Source organism: Larkinella rosea (assembly GCF_003858635.1).
Taxonomy (GTDB): domain Bacteria; phylum Bacteroidota; class Bacteroidia; order Cytophagales; family Spirosomataceae; genus Larkinella; species Larkinella rosea.
This window is the reverse complement of record NZ_RQJO01000011.1, coordinates 194,788-214,332: the sequence shown is the minus strand read 5'-3', so window position 1 is coordinate 214,332 and position 19,545 is coordinate 194,788. Positions and strand designations below refer to the sequence as shown.

At 51.3% G+C, this 19,545-nt stretch carries 14 protein-coding genes; 8 read left to right on the top strand and 6 right to left on the bottom strand.

Annotated features, from left to right (window positions below; genetic code table 11):
- The first annotated feature begins 59 nt into the window (after positions 1-59).
- Entirely contained in the window at positions 60-941 is an 882-nt protein-coding gene (locus tag EHT25_RS24980) for a hydroxymethylglutaryl-CoA lyase (RefSeq protein ID WP_229311788.1), read from the top strand.
- 79 nt (positions 942-1,020) lie between these two features.
- On the opposite strand, the gene EHT25_RS24975 is transcribed toward EHT25_RS24980, so the two are convergent.
- Complete coding sequence (locus EHT25_RS24975) at positions 1,021-1,545, bottom strand: DUF7935 family protein (RefSeq protein ID WP_124877917.1); 525 nt, start codon at positions 1,543-1,545, stop codon at positions 1,021-1,023.
- A gap of 177 nt (positions 1,546-1,722) precedes the next feature.
- On the opposite strand from EHT25_RS24975, the gene EHT25_RS24970 reads away from it, so the two are divergent.
- Together EHT25_RS24970 and EHT25_RS24965 are read left to right on the top strand one after the other, a co-directional pair.
- A complete protein-coding gene (locus tag EHT25_RS24970) occupies positions 1,723-2,049 on the top strand; it encodes a HesB/IscA family protein (protein WP_124877916.1) in 327 nt (108 codons plus the stop codon).
- Positions 2,050-2,132: 83 nt separating this feature from the next.
- Positions 2,133-5,888 carry a sensor histidine kinase gene (locus tag EHT25_RS24965; RefSeq protein WP_124877915.1) on the top strand — a complete coding sequence of 1,252 codons (3,756 nt, stop codon included), beginning with the start codon at positions 2,133-2,135 and terminating at the stop codon, positions 5,886-5,888.
- 36 nt (positions 5,889-5,924) lie between these two features.
- On the opposite strand, the gene EHT25_RS24960 is transcribed toward EHT25_RS24965, so the two are convergent.
- Entirely contained in the window at positions 5,925-6,518 is a 594-nt protein-coding gene (locus EHT25_RS24960; RefSeq protein ID WP_124877914.1) for an NUMOD4 domain-containing protein, read from the bottom strand.
- A gap of 363 nt (positions 6,519-6,881) precedes the next feature.
- Between EHT25_RS24960 and EHT25_RS24955 the strand changes: the two genes are divergently transcribed.
- The gene (locus tag EHT25_RS24955) at positions 6,882-7,244 is read left to right on the top strand and encodes a CoA-binding protein (protein WP_124877913.1); all 363 of its coding nucleotides are present in this window, start codon (positions 6,882-6,884) and stop codon (positions 7,242-7,244) included.
- 38 nt (positions 7,245-7,282) lie between these two features.
- Here EHT25_RS24955 and EHT25_RS24950 read toward each other — a convergent pair whose 3' ends face one another.
- The 3 genes from EHT25_RS24950 to pssA form a co-directional block, all read right to left on the bottom strand.
- Positions 7,283-8,305 carry a 3-oxoacyl-ACP synthase III family protein gene (locus EHT25_RS24950; protein WP_124877912.1) on the bottom strand — a complete coding sequence of 341 codons (1,023 nt, stop codon included), beginning with the start codon at positions 8,303-8,305 and terminating at the stop codon, positions 7,283-7,285.
- Between the two features lie 3 nt (positions 8,306-8,308).
- A complete protein-coding gene (purS, locus tag EHT25_RS24945; protein ID WP_124877911.1) occupies positions 8,309-8,566 on the bottom strand; it encodes a phosphoribosylformylglycinamidine synthase subunit PurS in 258 nt (85 codons plus the stop codon).
- Between the two features lie 71 nt (positions 8,567-8,637).
- Complete coding sequence (gene pssA / locus EHT25_RS24940; RefSeq protein ID WP_310588781.1) at positions 8,638-9,321, bottom strand: CDP-diacylglycerol--serine O-phosphatidyltransferase; 684 nt, start codon at positions 9,319-9,321, stop codon at positions 8,638-8,640.
- Between the two features lie 192 nt (positions 9,322-9,513).
- On the opposite strand from pssA, the gene dinB reads away from it, so the two are divergent.
- The 4 genes from dinB (at position 9,514) to EHT25_RS24920 (ending at position 17,562) form a co-directional block, all read left to right on the top strand.
- Positions 9,514-10,593 (top strand): DNA polymerase IV, encoded by a 1,080-nt coding sequence (gene dinB / locus EHT25_RS24935; protein ID WP_124877909.1) that lies wholly within the window; start codon positions 9,514-9,516, stop codon positions 10,591-10,593.
- Between the two features lie 184 nt (positions 10,594-10,777).
- Complete coding sequence (locus tag EHT25_RS24930) at positions 10,778-11,146, top strand: hypothetical protein (RefSeq protein ID WP_124877908.1); 369 nt, start codon at positions 10,778-10,780, stop codon at positions 11,144-11,146.
- A 465-nt stretch (positions 11,147-11,611) separates the two neighbouring features.
- Complete coding sequence (locus EHT25_RS24925; protein WP_124877907.1) at positions 11,612-13,264, top strand: amidohydrolase family protein; 1,653 nt, start codon at positions 11,612-11,614, stop codon at positions 13,262-13,264.
- 101 nt (positions 13,265-13,365) lie between these two features.
- The gene (locus EHT25_RS24920; RefSeq protein WP_124877906.1) at positions 13,366-17,562 is read left to right on the top strand and encodes a caspase family protein; all 4,197 of its coding nucleotides are present in this window, start codon (positions 13,366-13,368) and stop codon (positions 17,560-17,562) included.
- Here EHT25_RS24920 and EHT25_RS24915 read toward each other — a convergent pair.
- Positions 17,552-19,405: an outer membrane protein assembly factor BamB family protein gene (locus EHT25_RS24915; RefSeq protein WP_124878227.1), complete on the bottom strand. Its 1,854-nt coding sequence runs from the start codon at positions 19,403-19,405 to the stop codon at positions 17,552-17,554. The genes EHT25_RS24920 and EHT25_RS24915 overlap by 11 nt on opposite strands.
- Positions 19,406-19,545 lie beyond the last annotated feature (140 nt).

Below are 19,545 nucleotides of genomic sequence, written 5' to 3'. Positions count from 1 at the left end.
AAAAGTCAATTAACGGCCTGAAATCAACCAGCTTTCGTTTAAATCCGCCATTTTAAACCATGAATTCGTTTAAACTAATCGAATGCCCCCGCGATGCGATGCAGGGCTTGACCGATTTTATTCCAACTCCGGATAAAATCCGGTACCTGAATGCGTTGTTGCGGGTTGGCTTCGACACGCTCGATTTCGGCAGTTTCGTGTCACCCAAAGCCATTCCGCAGCTGCGCGACACGGCGGAAGTGCTGGCGGGTCTGGATTTAACCGACACCCAAACAAAATTACTGGCCATCGTCGCCAATGTGCGCGGAGCCGAACAGGCGGTTTCGTATCCAGAGATTCAGTACCTCGGTTTTCCGCTGTCGGTTTCCGAAACCTTTCAACTGCGCAATACCAACAAAACCATCACCCAGGCTTTTGCCGACGTGGAATCCATGCAGCAATTGTGCGTAAGTCATCAGAAACAGTTGGTGGTTTACCTTTCCATGGGATTTGGTAACCCGTACGGCGATCCATACAGTCCCGAAATCGTTGGCCAGTTTACGGAACGTTTGTCCCAAACCGGTATTGAAATCATTGCGCCCTCCGATACCATTGGTTCTTCGACACCCGCAGAAATCGAGACGTTATTCAACTATTTACTGGACACGTTTCCGACAATCGAGTTCGGTGCGCACCTGCATTCCCGGCCGGAACAGGTCACCGAAAAAGTACGGGCGGCTTTGCGGGCGGGCGTTCGTCGCATCGACGGTGCGTTGCACGGTCTGGGTGGCTGCCCGATGGCGTCCGATGATTTGACCGGTAATTTACCAACGGAACAACTTGTCTATTTACTCGAAAAAGAAGGCATTCCGCTGGCTATCAATAAAAACCGCCTGGCTGAAGCACTGGTCTTATCCTCCGAAATTTTAGGTACCCACGGACCGGCGGGCGGCCCCGTTTAGTCCGTGTTTTTAAGTCAGGATACTCGAATATGGGATAAAACACGGACTAAACGGGGCCGCCCGCCGGTCCGTGGGTACGTTAGAGAAAAACCGTTTGCACTTCGTCTTTCACGGCTTTGAGACCGGCAGCCGTCGGCTGACTATTTTTCTGAATGATTTTCTCGAAAATCTTTTTGGACAAATCCAGGGCTGGTGACTCCGGCGCGATTTCACCGGCGGCTTCATTAATCAGTAAAACGACCTCATTCATCGCATTTTGCACGTTTTCCCAAACCGCCTGGCTCATGTAAATCTGCTGGGAAACGTTGTGATTGTATTCTTCCCGGATTTCGCGCAGCAGCAACTGCTGGAATTCCAGCGCCACCGGCACTTCTCCGCTTAATCGCAGCAATAGATTGGCGGGTGTGATGCGTTCCAGAAACAAGGCCATGCGTTCGTAAGCCTGCAACCGCAACGGGGTCAATTCACTGGCATAGCGTTTTTTCAGATCAACGCGTTGTTTTTCGGTTTCGCGCTCGAGCATCAGTTTCACCGTTACATACATGCCGTATAAAACAAGCCCGGCCGGAACCAGCAATTTTAATAAATCAGGAATAAAGTCCATACGTAATTTTCAATGGTCGATTCCGGCTTTCGTTGATCCATTACCGGTTAATGATTCTATGACCGCATTGATCAGCTCGTTCGGTAACAAAACCGTATACGGAAAACTGGAAACGGGTGGCGATATTGTGGGGCAAAGTTTGTAAATTTCAGAAAGCAAACAGAATTTTTACTTCGTATGTTTCGTGAAGGTATCGAAAATCCGGTTCAATTGACGGCCGAAGCCCGTGTTCAAATTTTAGACACGTTTCGGGCGAACAAAATTCCGGACACCTACGGTTTACGGGTCGGCATTCGGGGCGGTGGGTGCGGTTCGTCGTGGTTACTGGGTTTCGACCAGCCCGGACAAACAGATGAGGTCTACGAAATTGATTCCATTCGGGTCATTATTGACCGGAAACACCTGCTTTACGTACTCGGGGTAGAGGTTGGTTACGAAAATTCAGAAGAAGAACGCGGTTTTACCGTTCAGAAACCGGAACAAACGGCCGCCATTCATCCTTAAAAGCGGCCCGAAAAGTGCCATTATTTTTGGCATGATTTTGGGGTTATTATAACTATCGGAAGCCTCTATCATTTTTTTTTGTTGTGAGTATACTCAACAAGCATATATTCCTCATTCTTTCCATTCTGGCACTCGGACTGTCGGTTTTCTTCTATTCTGTGCTGGAAAGAGGGGCAATCAGTGCGGCTGACGAACAATATCTCCTGACGACTCAACAACGGATTAAAACCGAACTCAACACCAGTTTAGAAGAGCTTCAGCGCATCAGTCAGCTCATGGAGGACACGATTCCGAACAAGCTGGCAGACTTGAGTCTTGAAACCAAATACCCCTATTATATTTTTCGGAATAAGCAGCTGCTCTACTGGTCCGATTTCCGATTTATCCCTGATTATCAGCGGCTCAAGAGTATTATTTACCCCAAACTTATCTCTTTTCCGCAGGGGAAATACCTCGTAAACCGGCAGTTTATCCGGAAAGGAGCCGATTCGCTGGAAGTCTTCTCGCTGGTGAACGTCTACCGCCAATACCAGATTGAAAACAGTTACCTGCGGTCGGGGTTTAATCCGGATCTGTTCTCGTTACCTCCCCAGAAAATCACGCTCGAAAAGGGGAGCATCTACCGGAGTATGTACGACCAGACACCGGTTTTTCTGTTTACAGTTGTACCTCCGCAACTGGAAGGCTACCAGAACCAGACCTCGCCGGTCAATACGGTGGTGCTGGCCCTGCTGTCGGTATTTTTTATGGGGATTTACCTCATCCGCCGTACGCTGAATTTGCGACGAAGCCGTCATTATGGAGCCGGTTTTGTCATTCTGGCGCTCTACCTGGTGGTGCTGCGGGTGGTTATGCTGTACTTCGGCGTGCCTTTTTTGTTCTTCGAAACCCACCTCTTCAATCCACGCTATTTCGGATCGTCGGTGGTGGCCCCCTCCCTGGGTGATCAATTGCTAAACTGCATCGTCGTTGTCATTCTGGCCCTCTATTTGGCCAGCACGTTTTACCGCACCCGCTCCTACTACTGGCTGCTCCGGCAGTCGGACGGGCTGAAAGCCGCCGTATCGGTGGCGACCGTGGTGATCAGCTACAGCGTTTTTTACGGCTGTTTTCACGAGTTGAATACGGTTTATGAGAAGTCCGGATTCACGCTCGACATAACGCTCAGTTTGTCATTTTCGAGCATGAAGCTGGCTTGTCTGCTGGTGTTTATCGGCATCTCGACGGTTTTCTTCCTGCTGCAGCACGTCTTTTCCAGCCTGTTCATTCGCCTGAATTTAACGCTATGGCGGGGGATTGTCTGGTTTACGATTGGCTCCGCGCTGGCCGTTCTGATTTTCTGGCAGAGTTCCACGCCCATGCCCTGGATTCTGGGCATTCAGGCGGTTTATTTTATGGTGCTCTACATCAGCCGTTTCCCGCGGGCACTGTATTCTTTTCGGTATAAAACCACGCTGTACCTGTTCTTTACGGCTTTTATTTGTGCCTCGGTTGCCACCTATGTCGTTTATAATCAGGGATTGAAGAAAGACCTGATTAACAAACGGGAATTTGGCAAACAGTTGCAGGTGAAGAACGACGCGTTCGGCGAATTCCTGCTGAATAAATCGCGGACGACCATTATGCAGGACCCCGATATTCTGCGCGCCCTGACCAGCGATACCATTTTGGTGCGCGAACGAATCCAGCAACGCGTAAAAAATATTCTACAGGACAACTATTTCAGTCGGTACGCAATCGACGTACTGGTTTTCAACAAATCGACTCAATCGCTGGATTCTCAGCAAACGGAAGCCGCTTACCAGCACTTTGCCAACCGCTTTTATCAGGATCGGTACCGTACCCAGTATACCGGTCTTTACTTCATCAACGACGGAGGCAACAACTTCAAAAAACAATACATCCAGTTTCTCGACATTAACGAGGGCGAAAATGTGGTCGGACACATCGTACTCGACCTGAAATTGAACCAAAATCTACCCAGTACGTCCTATCCTGAGTTACTGATTGACCGGAAATTTATTCAGGCGCCCGAAACAGATGTTTATAATTTTGGCTTTTTCAGCCCCGATAAACGTTTTCTATACAGCAACCGGGAATATAATTACGAACTCGGTTTTCCGAAGGAAGAGCTCGACAATGCGGCCTTATACGACGAAGGCATATCCTACAACTCCTATAAGCACGTCGGATTGCGGGACGAAAGCGGTCAGATCGTGATTGTTTCTTCGAAAAATTACCCGCTCCGTAATATTTTCTCGAATTTTTCTTTCCTCTATCTCGTCCTGATTCTCTATATTTTACTGTTGATTCTGGCCTATACCATCCGGTTTGGGCTCTCCCGGTTTTACATTAACTACTCCACCAAAACCCAGCTTTACCTCAACGCAGCCTTCTTTCTGCCGCTGGTGCTGGTCGTGGCCATTACGTTCGGAGTTATTAGTTCTAACTACGACGCGTACCAGGAAAACACGTATCTAACCAACGCGAAGAACATCAGTTCGAATTTTCTGCCGATCTGGACCAAATATTTACAGTCGGGCACCAGCGAAGCGTATATTGAAGAAGAACTGGAGAAAATTACGCAGGACGACGATATCGACATCAGCGTGTTCGATGTTCAGGGCAATTTGTGCTGTTCGACGCAACCGCTGGTTTACGAAAGCGGGCATCTTTCCAAGCGTATCAACGCCGAAGCGTACATTCACCTGGTAGAACGAAAAGAAAATCAGGTTTTGTTAACGGAATCGCTGGGGACAAAAACGTACCGGACGGCCTATGCCAGCATTAAATCCTACGATGGAAAGCTGCGGGGCATGCTGGGAATTTCCCATTTCAGTTCCGAGCCCGAACTGGAGCACCAGATGATCGATGTGGTTTCAACCGCGCTGAGCGTCTTTACCGGTTTATTCATGATTTTTCTGCTGGTTTCCTACTGGGCTTCCAATGTGTTGACGAAACCGCTGAAAATCATTACGCAGAAAATCCGGAAAACAAACCTCGACCGGTTTAACGAGCCGCTGGACTGGAAATCGGATGACGAAATCGGCCTCCTGATTGGCGAATACAACCGGATGCTGATCAAGCTGGAAGAAAAGAAGCAGGCCTTATCGCAGAGCGAGAAACAGTCGGCCTGGCGCGAGATGGCCAAGCAGGTTGCGCACGAAATCAAAAACCCGCTGACGCCGATGAAACTGACACTGCAGCACCTGCAACGCACGCTGCAAACCGACAACCCGACGGCCCGTCGGGTGTTGCAACGCACCCTGGAAACCCTCCTCGATCAGATCGACAACCTCAGCGACATCGCAACATCGTTCTCCGATTTTGCCAAAATGCCTTTGCCCAAAAATGAGTTATTCGAGATTACGTCGGTCATCAACAAAGCCGCCGATCTGTACGCCGACGACGGTAAAATATCGCTCGTACGCGACATCTCTCCCTACCCGGTGATGGTCATGGGCGACCGGCAGCTCATTGGCCGTATCCTTACAAACTTGATTATCAACAGTGTGCAATCGGTTTCGTCGGATCGAAAGCCGGTCATTCAATTACGGTTGCGGGTAACTGACGAGCACATCAATATTGAAATCTGCGACAATGGTGCGGGTGTTCCGGAAGCCATTCGCAGCAAAATATTCCTGCCTAATTTCACGACGAAAGAAGGCGGTTCGGGATTGGGACTGGCCATTGCCAAACGCGGCATTGAACACGCCGGTGGAAGCATCTGGTTTGAAACCGAAACCGGCGAAGGAACGACATTTTTTATTACGCTGCCGCACATCCCACCCATCGGTACGGCAAGTGGTCTGAAAGGCGAAAGTATCGGGTTAAACTAGTTCAGGGGTTAGCTAAAGGCGGCAGCCCGACAGTCCTTATTTCTCGTTTTTCTCATTCGGAAGGTCGTCGTCAATCGTAACATGCTTCCAGTTCTCGCCGGAGCGGATTCGGTTCAGCTGGGTATGCGTGATACCAAACTGCTTCGCGATCATTTTCAGGCGGTTTTTCTCGTTCTTCAGCAATTTCTTGATCATCTTCACCTTCGACTCGGTCAGCTTGTAATTCCGGGTTCGGCGCGGAATTTCCCGATTCAGAATGTTCGGGCTCGTGCGGTTATGCTCAATCATCTCGGCCTTTGTAACCCACTTCAGGTTCTGAAAATGATTGTTCTTCTTATCGTGGTCGAGATGAATAACGTAGGTCTGTTCCGGATTATCACGGCTCAGAAACAATTCGGCGATCAGCTTGTGAAAATACCGGTTTATCGTTTTGCCTCCGGTGCGGATATTGAGCGAGCGGTATCCCTGAATAATGGAGCCATTGATCAGCGTGCCATCTTTGGTGTCATTTTGAAAACTTTTCAATCGACCAAAATTCGAGACTTCATAACGGGGCGGGTTCTCGATGCCATCAAAATGGATAGGCACCCATTTTTCATTCCAGTAGTTACTGGTACGCTTATCAGTCATAACAAGTGAAACGGTTTTGTAAACTTTGGTGGGTTTGTTCAATGAACAATTAACAAAATATTATTTCAACTGTTTAACAAACCCAATTAAAAGATACTTAAAAAACATTATAGGCATTTTTTTTCAAATCTCAGGCAATTTCTGGTGAATAACGCACTACTTTTTTGTTTAAGTATGCGATACTTAACACTAAACAAAGCAATACATTGATCGGGCAAATTAAAAGAGGAGTAATGAGAAATGGAGAAATGGAGCCAATAGAAACTTATATACGAAAATAAGTCTATAATGGATTTCCGAATGTAGAAACTAAACTGCCAGCCCAATAGTTTTTATAATAAGTGCAGATTGACAGAAAAAATAATGAAAAGTAAAACATTAGTGGTTGGTGCTTCGGAAAACCCGGAGCGCTACGCCAACAAGGCCGCCAACCGCCTGGTTCAACAAGGGCATGAAATTGAATTGCTCGGTTTACGGTCGGGAACGATTCGGAATCATCCGATTCAAACCGGTCGGCCCGAGCTGAACGATATTGATACCGTTACGCTCTATGTTTCACCCAAAAATCAGACGGGACTTTACGACTACATCAAAGAGCTGAAACCCCGGCGGGTGATCTTCAACCCCGGAACAGAAAATCCGGCTTTTGAGAAAGACCTGGAACAGAACGGAATCGAACCCATTGAAGCCTGCACCCTGGTGATGCTGGCGATTGGTCAGTACTGAATGACCATCGACAACTGACAATGGTCAATGGTCATTCGTCAATGGTCATTCGTCAATTTCCCCCACTTCAGTAAGGCCGAGGCCCAGGTAAAACCGCTGCCAAACGCGGCCAGGCAGATCAGATCGCCGGGCTGGATACGGCCCTGCTCCCAGGCTTCGGTGAGGGCAATGGGAATGGAAGCAGCCGTGGTATTGCCATACTGCTGAATGTTGTTCATCACTTTCTCCGGCGGCAATTTCAGCTGCTGCCGAACGTAATCCGAAATACGAATATTGGCCTGGTGGGGCACCAGCAGGGCGATGTCGTCGGCAGTGTAGCCATTGGCTTTCAGGGCTTCATTGATGACCTCCCCAAAGCGTACCGTGGCGTGTTTAAAAACCGCATTTCCGTTCATAACGACATCAAAACCGCCCTCGTCGACCATCTCTTTGGTGGCCGAACGCGCTGGACGGCTGCTGCCCGGATCGCGAACGTAAAGGTCTTCGGCGTAGCGCCCATCGGCGTGCAAGTGCGTGGACAGAATGCGGTGGTCGGGATCGTCGGTAGCCTGCACCACGGCCGCGCCCGCGCCATCGCCGAAAATAACCGCCACGCCCCGGCCCGCGTTACTTTTGTTGATCCAGGTCGATTGAATTTCCGAACCCACCACCAGTACGGTTTTGTACATTCCGGTTTTAATGAACTGATCGGCAATGGACAGCGCGTAGACAAATCCAGAACACTGGTTGCGGATGTCAATAACGCCGATTCCTTCCAGCCCCAGTTCGCGCTGCATCAGAAAACCGGAACCGGGAAAAAAGTAATCCGGCGTGATGGTCGCAAACACAATCAGCTCAATGTCAGTCGTTTGCAAACCGGCGCGATCGATTGCCATGCGGGAAGCCGCCGTTGCCATGCTGGCGTTGGTGTCTTTCCCGTAGGTGAAATACCGCCGTTGCTGAATACCGGTGCGCTCCCGAATCCATTCGTCCGACGTATCCATGTACTGCGTCAGGTCCTGATTCGTAACGACATTTTCGGGAACGTAAAACCCCAGGCCGGTGATGGTTGAATAGGCCATGCCTTAGGCAGAGATTTCGGCAATCGAAAACGAATATTCTTCCATAATCAGGTTAGCCAGCAGTTGGCGGCAGGCCGAGTCGACGGTCGCTTTCGCCGTTTCTTCCGACTCCGCTTCCACTTCCAGTCGAATGTGCTTCCCGATCCGAACGTCGCCCACCGAATCGATGTGAAGGTTGTGCAACCCTAATTTGACGGCTTTTCCCTGCGGATCAAGAATTTCCTTCTGGGGCATTATGTCGATTTCAGCGATGTATTTCATGATTGAAGGAGTAAGATGGTGAAGAATGTAGAAAGAAAAGGCTCGAAATCAACCTTTTACGTCCGGGTTCGTCACACTCTTTTTTTAGCAAAAAATGAGATCAAAATGTATAATACGATAATCAGCGGTACGGCTGCGAATTGCAAAAATAATAACAGAAACGCCGATAGTATCAGAAAACTGAATTTTATCCGGTTTTCGCGCCAGCCGAACGATTTAAATTTAAAGGCCAGCAACGGTAATTCGGCCACGAGCATGAACGAAAAACCGATCAGAATAAACAGCGTGATGGGAGTATGCCACAAAAAAGCAAACTGGGGCTGGTAGTGGCTCATGAGCGGAAAAGCCGCAACAAAGATCGTATTGGCTGGAACCGGCAGCCCAATGAACTGGTCGGACTGGCGGGTGTCGATGTTGAAATTAGCCAGTCGCAGGGCCGATAAAACGGCAATTAAATACGCCAGATAGGCCCAATTTCCCAATCCCTGATTCTCAAGTTCCTGAAAAATCAGGGTTGCGGGCAAAACCCCGAACGTAACAACGTCGGCCAGTGAATCGAGTTCTTTGCCAAACGGTCCGGAAACGTGCACCAGCCGGGCCACAAAACCGTCGCCGAAATCAAGAATGCCGGCCAGCACAATCAGCCAGGCGGCAGTTTCGGGTTGCCCGCGCAGGGTCATAACCAACCCAATACACCCGCACAGCAGGTTGCCGCAGGTCATGGCATTGGGCAGATGACGAAGTAGCTTATTGATTGATTTTGAAAACTAAGTGAAACTTGATTCCCCGAAAACCGTAAACGACGGTGTAAAGCTACACGAGAGTAGGATCAACTCAAATTTTGGCAAAAAGAAAAAGACCTGATTCGTGCGGTTTTTAACTGGTATTTACCATTCCGTCAAAAAGCATTAAATTGATTCTATGTTTCAACCGCAACACATCGTTCCGTGAACCAGCCCGCGAGCCGCAAAATCATCCACATCGATATGGATGCGTTTTATGCCTCCGTTGAACAACGGGATAATCCCGCGTTGCGTAACAAGCCCATTGCCGTGGGCGGATCGAGCCAGCGGGGCGTGGTGGCAGCGGCCAGTTACGAAGCCCGTAAATTCGGCGTTCGGTCGGCCATGGCGTCTTCGGTTGCCATCCGCAAATGCCCCGAGCTGATTTTTGTCAAACCCCGTTTCGACGTCTATAAATACGTTTCCGACGAAATTCGGACTATTTTCGCCGAATACACGCCCCTGATCGAGCCGTTGTCGCTGGATGAAGCGTATCTGGATGTGACCGATAATTTGAAAAACATCACTTCAGCGACGCAAATTGCCGAAGAAATCCGCACCAAAATTCAGCAGCAAACCCAGTTGACGGCTTCCGCCGGCGTCTCGTACAACAAGTTTTTAGCCAAGCTGGCTTCGGATTACCGCAAACCGAACGGACTCTACGTGATCAAACCGGCGCAGGGACTGGCTTTTGTGGAAACGCTGACCGTCGGGCAATTTCACGGCATTGGCCGGGTAACGGCCGCCAAGCTCAATCAACTCGGCATTTTTACCGGCTGGGATCTCCGGCAACAATCAGAAACGTTTCTGAAAAAGCACTTTGGGAAAGTAGGAAGTTACTATTACACCATCGCCCGGGCCATCGATGAGCGGCCGGTGACGCCCGACCGGCTGCGGAAATCGATTGGTTCAGAAAATACCTTCGACCAGGACCTGACCTCCGATGCGGAATTGCTGGCCGGTTTACAACCCGAACTCGACTCCGTCTGGCGGATTTGCGAACGCATGCAGGTGGTGGGCCGCACGGTTACGTTAAAAGTGAAATATGCCGATTTTGAACAGATTACCCGCAGCCGGACCACGCTGGGTCCCATTTCCCAGAAATCATTTCTGGATCGGATCGGTGCGGACTTGCTCACGTCGCTCCTGCCTGTGGCCAAAGGCGTCCGGTTATTGGGCGTTTCGTTATCCAATCTGGAAGCTTCCGACGATCTCTCCGGCCAGCAATTGCTGCTTCCTTTCTAACCAATAAGTAAGTTTTCCGTTCGGTAGCAAAACCGGAGCCGAAACCGAATGTCCGACAAACGAAACAAGGTTACCATATCACAAATACCGGTTACTAAAATTATGTAACAAAATGGTCACAAGGCTCAGTGTGGGCCCTTTTCCTCGTTATCTTGGAATGAGTTTCCGATCTGCCGTACGCACCATGATCATTCGACCGAAGTCAAATCGTTATTACCTCATCCATACCGAACCGGTACTCAGCACCGAGTTGATGCTGCGGGATCTTCAAACGACCCACCGCCCGTTGCCGATCAAACTCACCAAACAGTGGCTGACGGCTTTTGGCTTCCGGCCCGACGCTTCGGCGCACGGCTGGGTTTTTGAAGACTGCCGGTTGATTCCGGGGGTTAATTGCTGGCTGAGCGTCCATCCCCGTCGGTACCTGCAATATGTTCACGAACTTCAGGATTTGTTCGAAGATCATTATGAGTATTCGGAGCTGCGTCTGAAAACCGGTTTAGCCAGCCTGCATGTCCCGACGATTCGACCCTCGACCCTCCGGCTGGCCTGAGTTGTTTGTTGAAAATTAGAAGTTTATCCTTTAAAGTTTAAAAAGAATCGATACGAAGAAATCCGATTCAACCAATTGCATCAAAAACAAAAACCGCTAACCCTTTTTTAACTAATCCCACTCCCGTTTTAAATCATTCCTTATCGATAAAATACCACCGCGGCAGTCTGTTTTTACCTTCCCGATTTTGCGCATTTCCCAGGGAAAAACCGGTCGCTAAACCACCAGTAAAAGCCCTTCCGTCGCTCGTTTTGCCGTTTAATAAATAGATTCTGCTCCATACGAAAGTTTCGCATAAATTATCTTTCTGATAAAAACCGCTCCGGTTAGTACGCATTACCCGCCCAACTCAACCCATCTTATCTATCCCAATCATGGTTTCAGCATTAACCTGCGTTTCGGAGGAATAACCAGCCCGATCATTCGAACAAAACCGTCCAGCTCCATCTCTAAACCTTTTCAAAAATGACTGTTTTCGATCTTCACTGCCATCCGTCGTTCAAGTCGTCTTTATTAAACGATGATTTAAACCAATGTCCGACACCGATCGACTTTGTGGACATCCAGATCAAAGCTCCCCTGGGCCTGGGGCCGTGTCTGGAAAAAGTAGCGGGGGATTCGCTGGATTCGCAGTCGAGTTTTGGGCAAATTCCCGGTGGCAGTCTGGTAGTAGCCAGCTTTCTGGCCTTTGAGCGCGTTTACGCCTTTGTCGAAGACCTGAAACGGGTGAAAAACCTGGGTAAAAACGTTTTTCAAAACATGAAAGACGAAAAGGATAGTTATTTTGACATTTTAACCAACCGGGATGTCGCTCATTTCCTGACGTTTCTGTCTAAAAAATCAGGTTTACGGCAATACCAGTTGGTACAAAGCATTGCCGATTACCCCGCTAATCCGGACGTCAACACGGTTTATGTGGTGGTCTCCATCGAAGGGGGACATAATTTTTACGTTCAGAAAAAACTGCTTGATCAGGAGCAGGGCGATCATCCGCAGGAAATCATTGAGCAGTTGAAATTCTGGAAACGCCATTCTGCCGACCCGCTCACCGCCGGACAGTTTCCCCGCCTGCTGTACATTACGATGACGCACCACGGCCAGAACTTACTGGCCAATCACGCCTGGGCCATTCCGATCCGGTTTGCCGGCAACACGGTCGATGTAGGTTCGTTCGATCCAACCGGAAACGGGCTCAGCGAGGTCGGCGAGCAGTTTTTGCGAACCGCTTTGAGCGAAGAAGCGGGCCAGAAACGAATTCTGATCGACGTCAAACACCTGGGCTTGGCTTCGCGCAAACGGGTGTACGAGATCATGGAGAAGGACTTTCCGACCGTGCCCATTCTGGCAACCCACATGGGCGTCACGGGAACCTCCTGGGATCAGCCGCCGTTCGAGCGGATTGACTCACCGGCCGACCACCCCCAGAACATGGTGGTGAGCTACCAGCCATCAGGCGGTTTTTTGCGCGAAATTCCCCCGACCGATTCCGATCATTCCGGTCTTACTTCCATTAAATTCAACACCTGGTCCATCAACCTCTACGACGAAGATATCATCCGGATCATGCGCTCGGGTGGGCTGATCGGGGTTTCGATGGACCGCCGGATTCTGGGCGCCGTCGGCGTCGAACCCGAGCGATTTAGCAGGCACGATTTCCCGAAGAACTGGCTGACGATGGAAAAACCGACCTTACCGCCCAAAGGCAAGGGAATGTTGTATCCGACCAAAGCCCTGCCCAATCAGTTTGATGGCAACCAGAGTAAAGTTCAGCAGGATTTGTGGGCGTTTTGCCAGAATGTCATCCACCTGGTACTCATCACTGAACTGGCCAAAGGAAATGCCGACCCGGAGAGCGCCGTCTCCGCATCCATTGATCCGTGGGACCACATCTGCCTAGGATCCGATTTTGATGGGCTGGTATCGGCCATTAAAACCTGCCCCACTTCGGAGCAACTCCCGCATTTTTTCGGGCAGCGCATGAAAGCGACGCTGGAAGCCATGGCGGCCCACCTGAATACCAGTCCGTTCATCGTCAACCCCATTGAAATACCTGCCGACGTGATCGATCGGTTGAGCTTTAAAAACGGCCTGAATTTTCTCAAAAAGCATTTTAACTAATCCGTCTGCTGAAGCGGTTTTACGACCTGTTACGAGTACCCATTCCTAAATCGATCCAACGATGTATCGTTCTGAAAAAACGGTACCAATGAAAACAGTCCATGACAACCCCGATCTCTGAATCAGCCACCGGGCCGCAACCGCAAGAAACGACGGCTCCCGTAAAACCCAGGCTTTATGCCCTCATTGTCGGTATCGACGATTACCGGGGTGATTTGATTTTGCAGGGACAGGTCCGGTTTCCAGCCCTGGGCGGTTGTGTGGCGGATGCTCAGAAAATCAGACGATACCTAAAAAACGATCCGGCTTTCGATTCCCAGATCCGTTTTTTACAAGACAGCGAAGCCGACAAATCCAGCGTTGTCAAAGCCTTTCAGGAACATCTCGGACAGGCCCAGGAAGGCGATATTGCCCTGTTCTATTTTTCCGGTCACGGCACCCAGGAATGGGCTGACACCACCGTCTGGAAACACGAAACCGATGGAAAGCTGGAGTGTATCGTCTGTCATTACACGGAACAGACCCTCGATGATTTCCTGCTATCTGACAAGGAGTTACGGTATTTGATTCACGAACTCTCCACCAAAAAACCGCACATCGTCACCATCTTCGACTGCTGCCATTCGGGCGACAACACCCGCAATGGCGCACTGGTGCAAGCTGTATTCAAAAAAGATTTGCCGAAAGAAAAACGGATTCCGTTTGTATTTAAAAAACGGACCTGGGAGCACTTCATTTTCGGACAGCAAATCTCCGCCGATACGATCCGTGACCAGGGTGATGCCATGGCGTTACCCGAAGGAACGCACATTCAATTATCGGCCTGCGAATCCGACGAGTCGGCGATGGAAGTCAGTGGCGAAGGGGTATTTACCAAAACGCTGCTGAACGTGCTACGGGCCTCCGCCGGAGACCTCAGTTATTACACGTTGCGAAGTCGTGTGCGGCAGTACCTGCGCAACGTTTTTGAACAAAAACCCCGGATTTATGTCGCCAACGGCGACGACGCCCTGCTCTACGCGACCTTCCTCAACCGGCCCGGTCAGCCCGGGCAATCGGCGATTGGCGAGGTTACGTATAACCCGAAAAACGGCTGGCAGCTGAGCCTGGGAGCCATTCACGGCATTACGAAGGAAACGAAATCGATTGTCGCGTTTGACCCGGATGATCCGGAAAAAAAGTATCCGGCGAGTCTGGGTACTATCCGGATCGATTCGACGGAATTGCGGTTTGACCGATCATTTAACCTGAACCGAACGGTGGTTTATCAGGCAGTTATCGACGGTTTGATGACAACGCCACTGCCCGTTACGGTTGTAAGCAAAGGCGGTTTGCCGGAGGATCAACAAGCTTTATTGAACAAACTTGCCAGCGAAAGCGGGGGGCTGATTGTAACGGAAGAAGAACAAACCCGGGCAAAGTATGTGGTTCATGATCAGGACGGTTCCTACTACATTACGTACCCCAGCGATCCTTTTCGCCCGCTGACAAAAGTAATCGAATCTGGTTCAACGACCGCCATCAGTGAACTGGTCGATCAGTTGAAACACCTGTCGCGCTGGGAGTTTATGACCGGTTTGACCAATACGGATACCAACCGACTGCCGGGAAAACCGCTGCTGGTAGAATTTGCCCGGATTGGAGCCGACGGTCTGGCAACGCCGATTTTGTCGGAAAACGATGCGGTTCCGATTGACTACGAAAAACAGGCGGATGGAAGCTGGAAAAGCAATATTCAGGTAAAAATCACCAATCCGGCCAGCAACGCCAATACGCTGTATTGTGCCGCTTTATACCTGTCGTCGACTTTCGAATCGTTTACCGGTTTTTTAAATCCGAAGGCGTATCCGCTCGAACCGGGCAATTCGGTATCGTTGGGCATCAATAAAAAAGATTATTTGCCCGCCAGCCTGCCCGGTGCCATTCGAGCTTACAACTGGCCCTCCCGACTGGAACATATCAAACTGATTATCAGCTCCGACGAGTTCGATCCTCAGGCGTTGACGCTGGCCACCTTACCCGATCCACCGATGCCCGGCGACGCAAACCGGGACGTCAAACGGGGTGGTTTTGCGACCGAGGAAGTGTCGGCCGCCCCGGTTCAACTGACGGGCTGGACCACGCAGTTTTACACCCTGCAACTGATCAACCCGGAACCCAATGTGATTCGGGCCACCGAACTCAACGCAATGCTTCACGATCCGGTGACCACGCCGTTTGCGCTGGGCCTCTATTTCGATGCCAAACCAGGAACGAACTGGGAGACGGATTACCAACTAAAACCGGAGATAAAAGTCCGCGATTCGGCCCACCTCGACGAGCGCGGTCCGATTCAGGATTGGGGACTCGATCTGGCCAATGCCGTGGCCCGCAAGTTGCGAAACCGTCATTACGAGCAGGTTATCAAGCGTTTTCCGGATCGCGTCCGGCTGGTTTCGGAGGGGGATTCGTGGTTTCAACACCCGCTGGTGACCGACACCATCGATCATCTTTCGCGGGCTTTTGCGGTTTACTGCGTAGCCGCAGCGGGCGATACACTTCGGAATTACCAGAAATCCGGCGAATACCTGGACGCGATTGACGACCAAAAACCGGCGATGTTCCTCATCAGCGGGGGCGGCAACGACATTCTTGGCGAGCAGTTTCGCACCTTTTTGCAGGATAAACCGGATCTGAGCCAACCGCCCGGCCAGAATCCGCGCCGGTTCCTGAACGACAGGGTGTTTGCCGAACTGGATGCGCTGCGCGACATCTACAAAGCGATGTTCGGCCATTTGAAAGTCCACAAACCCAAACTGCAGATTCTGGTCCACGGCTACGATTACGTGATTCCGCTCAGCGTGACGGACAAAGGCTGGCTGGGTCGGTACATGATCGAAAAAGGCATCAAAAACCAGCAGGACCGGTTTGCCATTATTCAATTTATTCTCGACGAGTTCAACGCCCGCATCCAAGCCGTGGCGGCCGGGTTCACGGAAACCGTTTCGTATATTGACCTGCGGAAAACCGTGCGGCCCGACCAGTGGTACGACGAAATCCACCCGAACGACGACGGTTTTCAGCAGGTGGCGATGAAGTTCATGAACCGCATTAACGAACTGGTCGCCAAACATCCGGACATGGTGCAGCCGCTCAGCAAAGAGCGGGGAGGTAAAAGCCCTCAATTAATAACTCCAGAGCTTAGGCAGCGCTTTCAACCGCCCGTAGTTCCATTACCCAAACAGAGCCAGAGGTCTTCAGACAGATCTGCACTTTTCGATGGTGATGCCGTGGTAAGTTCTCGAAACGTAAATATCATTGATAAATTACAACTTCTAACTTCTTCCATCCGCGAAGGGCAACTCGAATACGACATTCCCGGTTCCATGAAAGTGAACGAACAAACGACCTGCACCGTCCGGATTGCGGGAAAAGAAGTGGAAACCGCGCTGTTAAAAATCAGCGAAACCAGTATCCATCAGGACATTATTATCGGCAACGAAATGAGTGTCCGGCTGGTCGACAGTTCGGGCGGGGAGTATTTCAAAATCACAACCACCAGCACCGAGCGGCAGGACATCTGGACCGGCGACGACACGCAATGGAAGTTTTTTGTCCGCCCGCTGAAAGCCGGTCGGCATCCGCTCCTGCTGCAGGTCACGGTTCACCTCGGAAACCGCTCCAAAGACCTGGATGTGCTGGAAAAGGAAGTGCTGATCAGCAGCGACGGAACGAGCGACGACGAAATAACGGGCGCCAAAAAATGGAAACGGGTTCTGTTTCTCTCGGCCAATCCCACGACGATGGAACCGCTCCGGCTGGGGGCCGAAGTCCGCGAAATTCAGGAAGAACTCCGGGGCAGCGAAGGCGTTCTGTTTTCAACCAGTCTGGCCGTTACACCCCGGACGTTGACGCGCTCCATTTTGCAGGAAAAACCAACCATCGTGCATTTTTCCGGTCACGGCACCGATGAAGGGCTTTGCCTCGAAACCGAAAGCGGCCAGCTAAAAACGGTCAGCACCGACGCGCTGGGGCGGCTTTTTGCGGTTTTTGACGACTCGGTCCAGTGCGTTCTGCTCAATGCCTGCTATTCCGAGCCACAGGCCCGGGCCATCAGCGCGCACATTCCGTACGTGATTGGCATGCAGCGCTCGGTGAGCGACGAGGCCGCCATTGCCTTTTCGGCCACGTTTTATCAGGCGCTGGGTTCGGGGCTTTCGATTATCGACGCCTACGAACTGGCCGTCGCGGGCATGGGACTGGAAGATGATCGGCAGGCAGATATTCCGGTTTTACTGCAAAACCCGGTCAGCGGTTGATCGTGTTTTGCAGCAATGCAATTTTTCCGTCCATCGTCGTCACCAGCACCCGGCGGTTTTTCAACGGCCAGACGCGGTTGAGCATGGCGTTCGAGAGTTTGTGTGCCCAGAGCAGTTGGCGGTTTTCGCGGTCGATGGTGTAAAGCGCGCCCTCGTCGGTCGGGACATAGACCAGGCCGTCACGTTCCGTCAGCGGGCCCGGACTGATTTCGTACCCAAACTGGCAGTTGACAAACCACGCGCCCCGACCGTCGGCCGAGTTGGTTGGAATGGCCCAGACCGAATCCTGCATGCACTTGACGTAAATCAGCGATTGATCGGCCGACACGCCCATCGACTCGAAACCCTTGTGCTGGGCGGTTTTCCAGATTTCCCGCCCGGTTTCGGTGTCGATGGTCGTTACGGTGCGGTCGGGCGTCTGGATGAACAGGCGGTTTTTGACCAGAACCGGTACACAGGCCGCGGGCGAAAAGTTGCGGATTTTGCCGTTGGTCCACCGCCAGACCGAATCACCGGTTTTCTTGTTCAGCGCGTACAGCGACGAGCCCCACGACCCGAAATAGACCTTCTTTTGATCGAAAACCGCCACCGACTCCACGAAGCCTTTCACGCCCGCGAACGTCCAGCGCACCGAACCATCGGCCAGCGACAACGCCCGGAATTTCCCTTCGGAACTGCCAATAAAAACCGTATTCCGATCGATCACCGGCGATGCGACAATGGGCTTGCCGGTTTCCTGTTTCCAGAATAAGTTACCGTTTCGCTTATCGAGGCAATAAATTGTTCCGTCGGTAGAAGCCACCACCACCCGGTTTTTGCGAACCGCCGGGGTCGAATAGACTTTTCCGCCCGTCGCAAACCGCCAGCGCACACTTCCATCGACCGTGTTAAGCGCGACAATCTGTCCGCTGGTGTTGGGATAAATGCAAAAACCGGCGCTTTCGACGATGCCCGCGCCGATGTCGCTGCTGTCCTGTTTGGCCCAGACCGGTTGTATGGTCGCGTACTGCGTGTTCATCTGGTACGACGGTCGGGGGAATTTCGCGGCCTCTGTCGGATCGAAATGGTGGTTTTTCAGCACAATCGTTCGCCAGACGGCTTGGGTCGAAAAACCGGGTGTCCGTTCGGCAAAGGTCATGGTGTCGTTTTGCATCGTCACGATGTTGTAACCGCCCACCTCGTCTTTCGCCCGCAGATTGGACCGCCCCATCGTGCCCGGAATGCCTTCAAAATTCAGTTCGCGGTTGGCGTGGCCGTGCCCGCAAAAAGCCGCCTGAACGTTGGTTTTCTTAAGTTCGTCGATCAGCAGATACCCGTTTTCCAGCGACTCATCGAGCGGATAATGGTTCATGAAAATCACCGGCTGATTGCTGCCTTTTAACTTTTCTACTTCGGACCGGAGCCACAACACATCTTCGCGGGCCACCAGCCCCGGCGACATCCGCATGTTGGGACCGCTGCCGCAGCCGATAAACCGGTAGTTGCCAAACGTGAAGGCAAACCGCTCCGCTCCGAAAAACCGCCGGAAACTGTTGCAGCCGTTTTCCGACCATTTGGTGTCGTGGTTTCCCGGAAAAATGTACCACTTCTTGTTCAGACCGTCCAGAATGCGTTTGGCAATCGCGAATTCCTCGTCGGAACCGAAGTCGGTGACGTCGCCCGTAAAAACCGCAAAATCGAGGTCGGTTTGGGCGTTGATGTCGTTCACGGTGCGCTGGAGGTCTTCGGCCGCCGTGGCGGGTGCGCCGACGTGCGTATCAGTGACAAACGCAAACCGTATGGGCTGGGCCGATGCCGTACCGAATCCGAAGAGGGCGGCTAACAGGAGATAGAAAGGCTTCATACCGCAAATTACAACCGCCCGGCGCAGTGTCAACCACAACCGTTGACGAAAATCGATAAAAGAAGCTCCCGGGTGTGATAACCTTTCCATAGGAATGGCAATAGATTGGGTGAAGGACTCCCTGCGTGTTGTTGCTGAAG

Coding starts and splice junctions, on each gene's coding strand:
- EHT25_RS24980 (WP_229311788.1), top strand. CDS start 60: ATGAATTCGTTTAAACTAATCGAATGCCCCCGCGATGCGATGCAGGGC.
- EHT25_RS24975 (WP_124877917.1), bottom strand. CDS start 1,545: ATGGACTTTATTCCTGATTTATTAAAATTGCTGGTTCCGGCCGGGCTT.
- EHT25_RS24970 (WP_124877916.1), top strand. CDS start 1,723: ATGTTTCGTGAAGGTATCGAAAATCCGGTTCAATTGACGGCCGAAGCC.
- EHT25_RS24960 (WP_124877914.1), bottom strand. CDS start 6,518: ATGACTGATAAGCGTACCAGTAACTACTGGAATGAAAAATGGGTGCCT.
- EHT25_RS24955 (WP_124877913.1), top strand. CDS start 6,882: ATGAAAAGTAAAACATTAGTGGTTGGTGCTTCGGAAAACCCGGAGCGC.
- EHT25_RS24950 (WP_124877912.1), bottom strand. CDS start 8,305: ATGGCCTATTCAACCATCACCGGCCTGGGGTTTTACGTTCCCGAAAAT.
- purS (WP_124877911.1), bottom strand. CDS start 8,566: ATGAAATACATCGCTGAAATCGACATAATGCCCCAGAAGGAAATTCTT.
- EHT25_RS24930 (WP_124877908.1), top strand. CDS start 10,778: ATGATCATTCGACCGAAGTCAAATCGTTATTACCTCATCCATACCGAA.
- EHT25_RS24925 (WP_124877907.1), top strand. CDS start 11,612: ATGACTGTTTTCGATCTTCACTGCCATCCGTCGTTCAAGTCGTCTTTA.
- EHT25_RS24920 (WP_124877906.1), top strand. CDS start 13,366: ATGACAACCCCGATCTCTGAATCAGCCACCGGGCCGCAACCGCAAGAA.
- EHT25_RS24915 (WP_124878227.1), bottom strand. CDS start 19,405: ATGAAGCCTTTCTATCTCCTGTTAGCCGCCCTCTTCGGATTCGGTACG.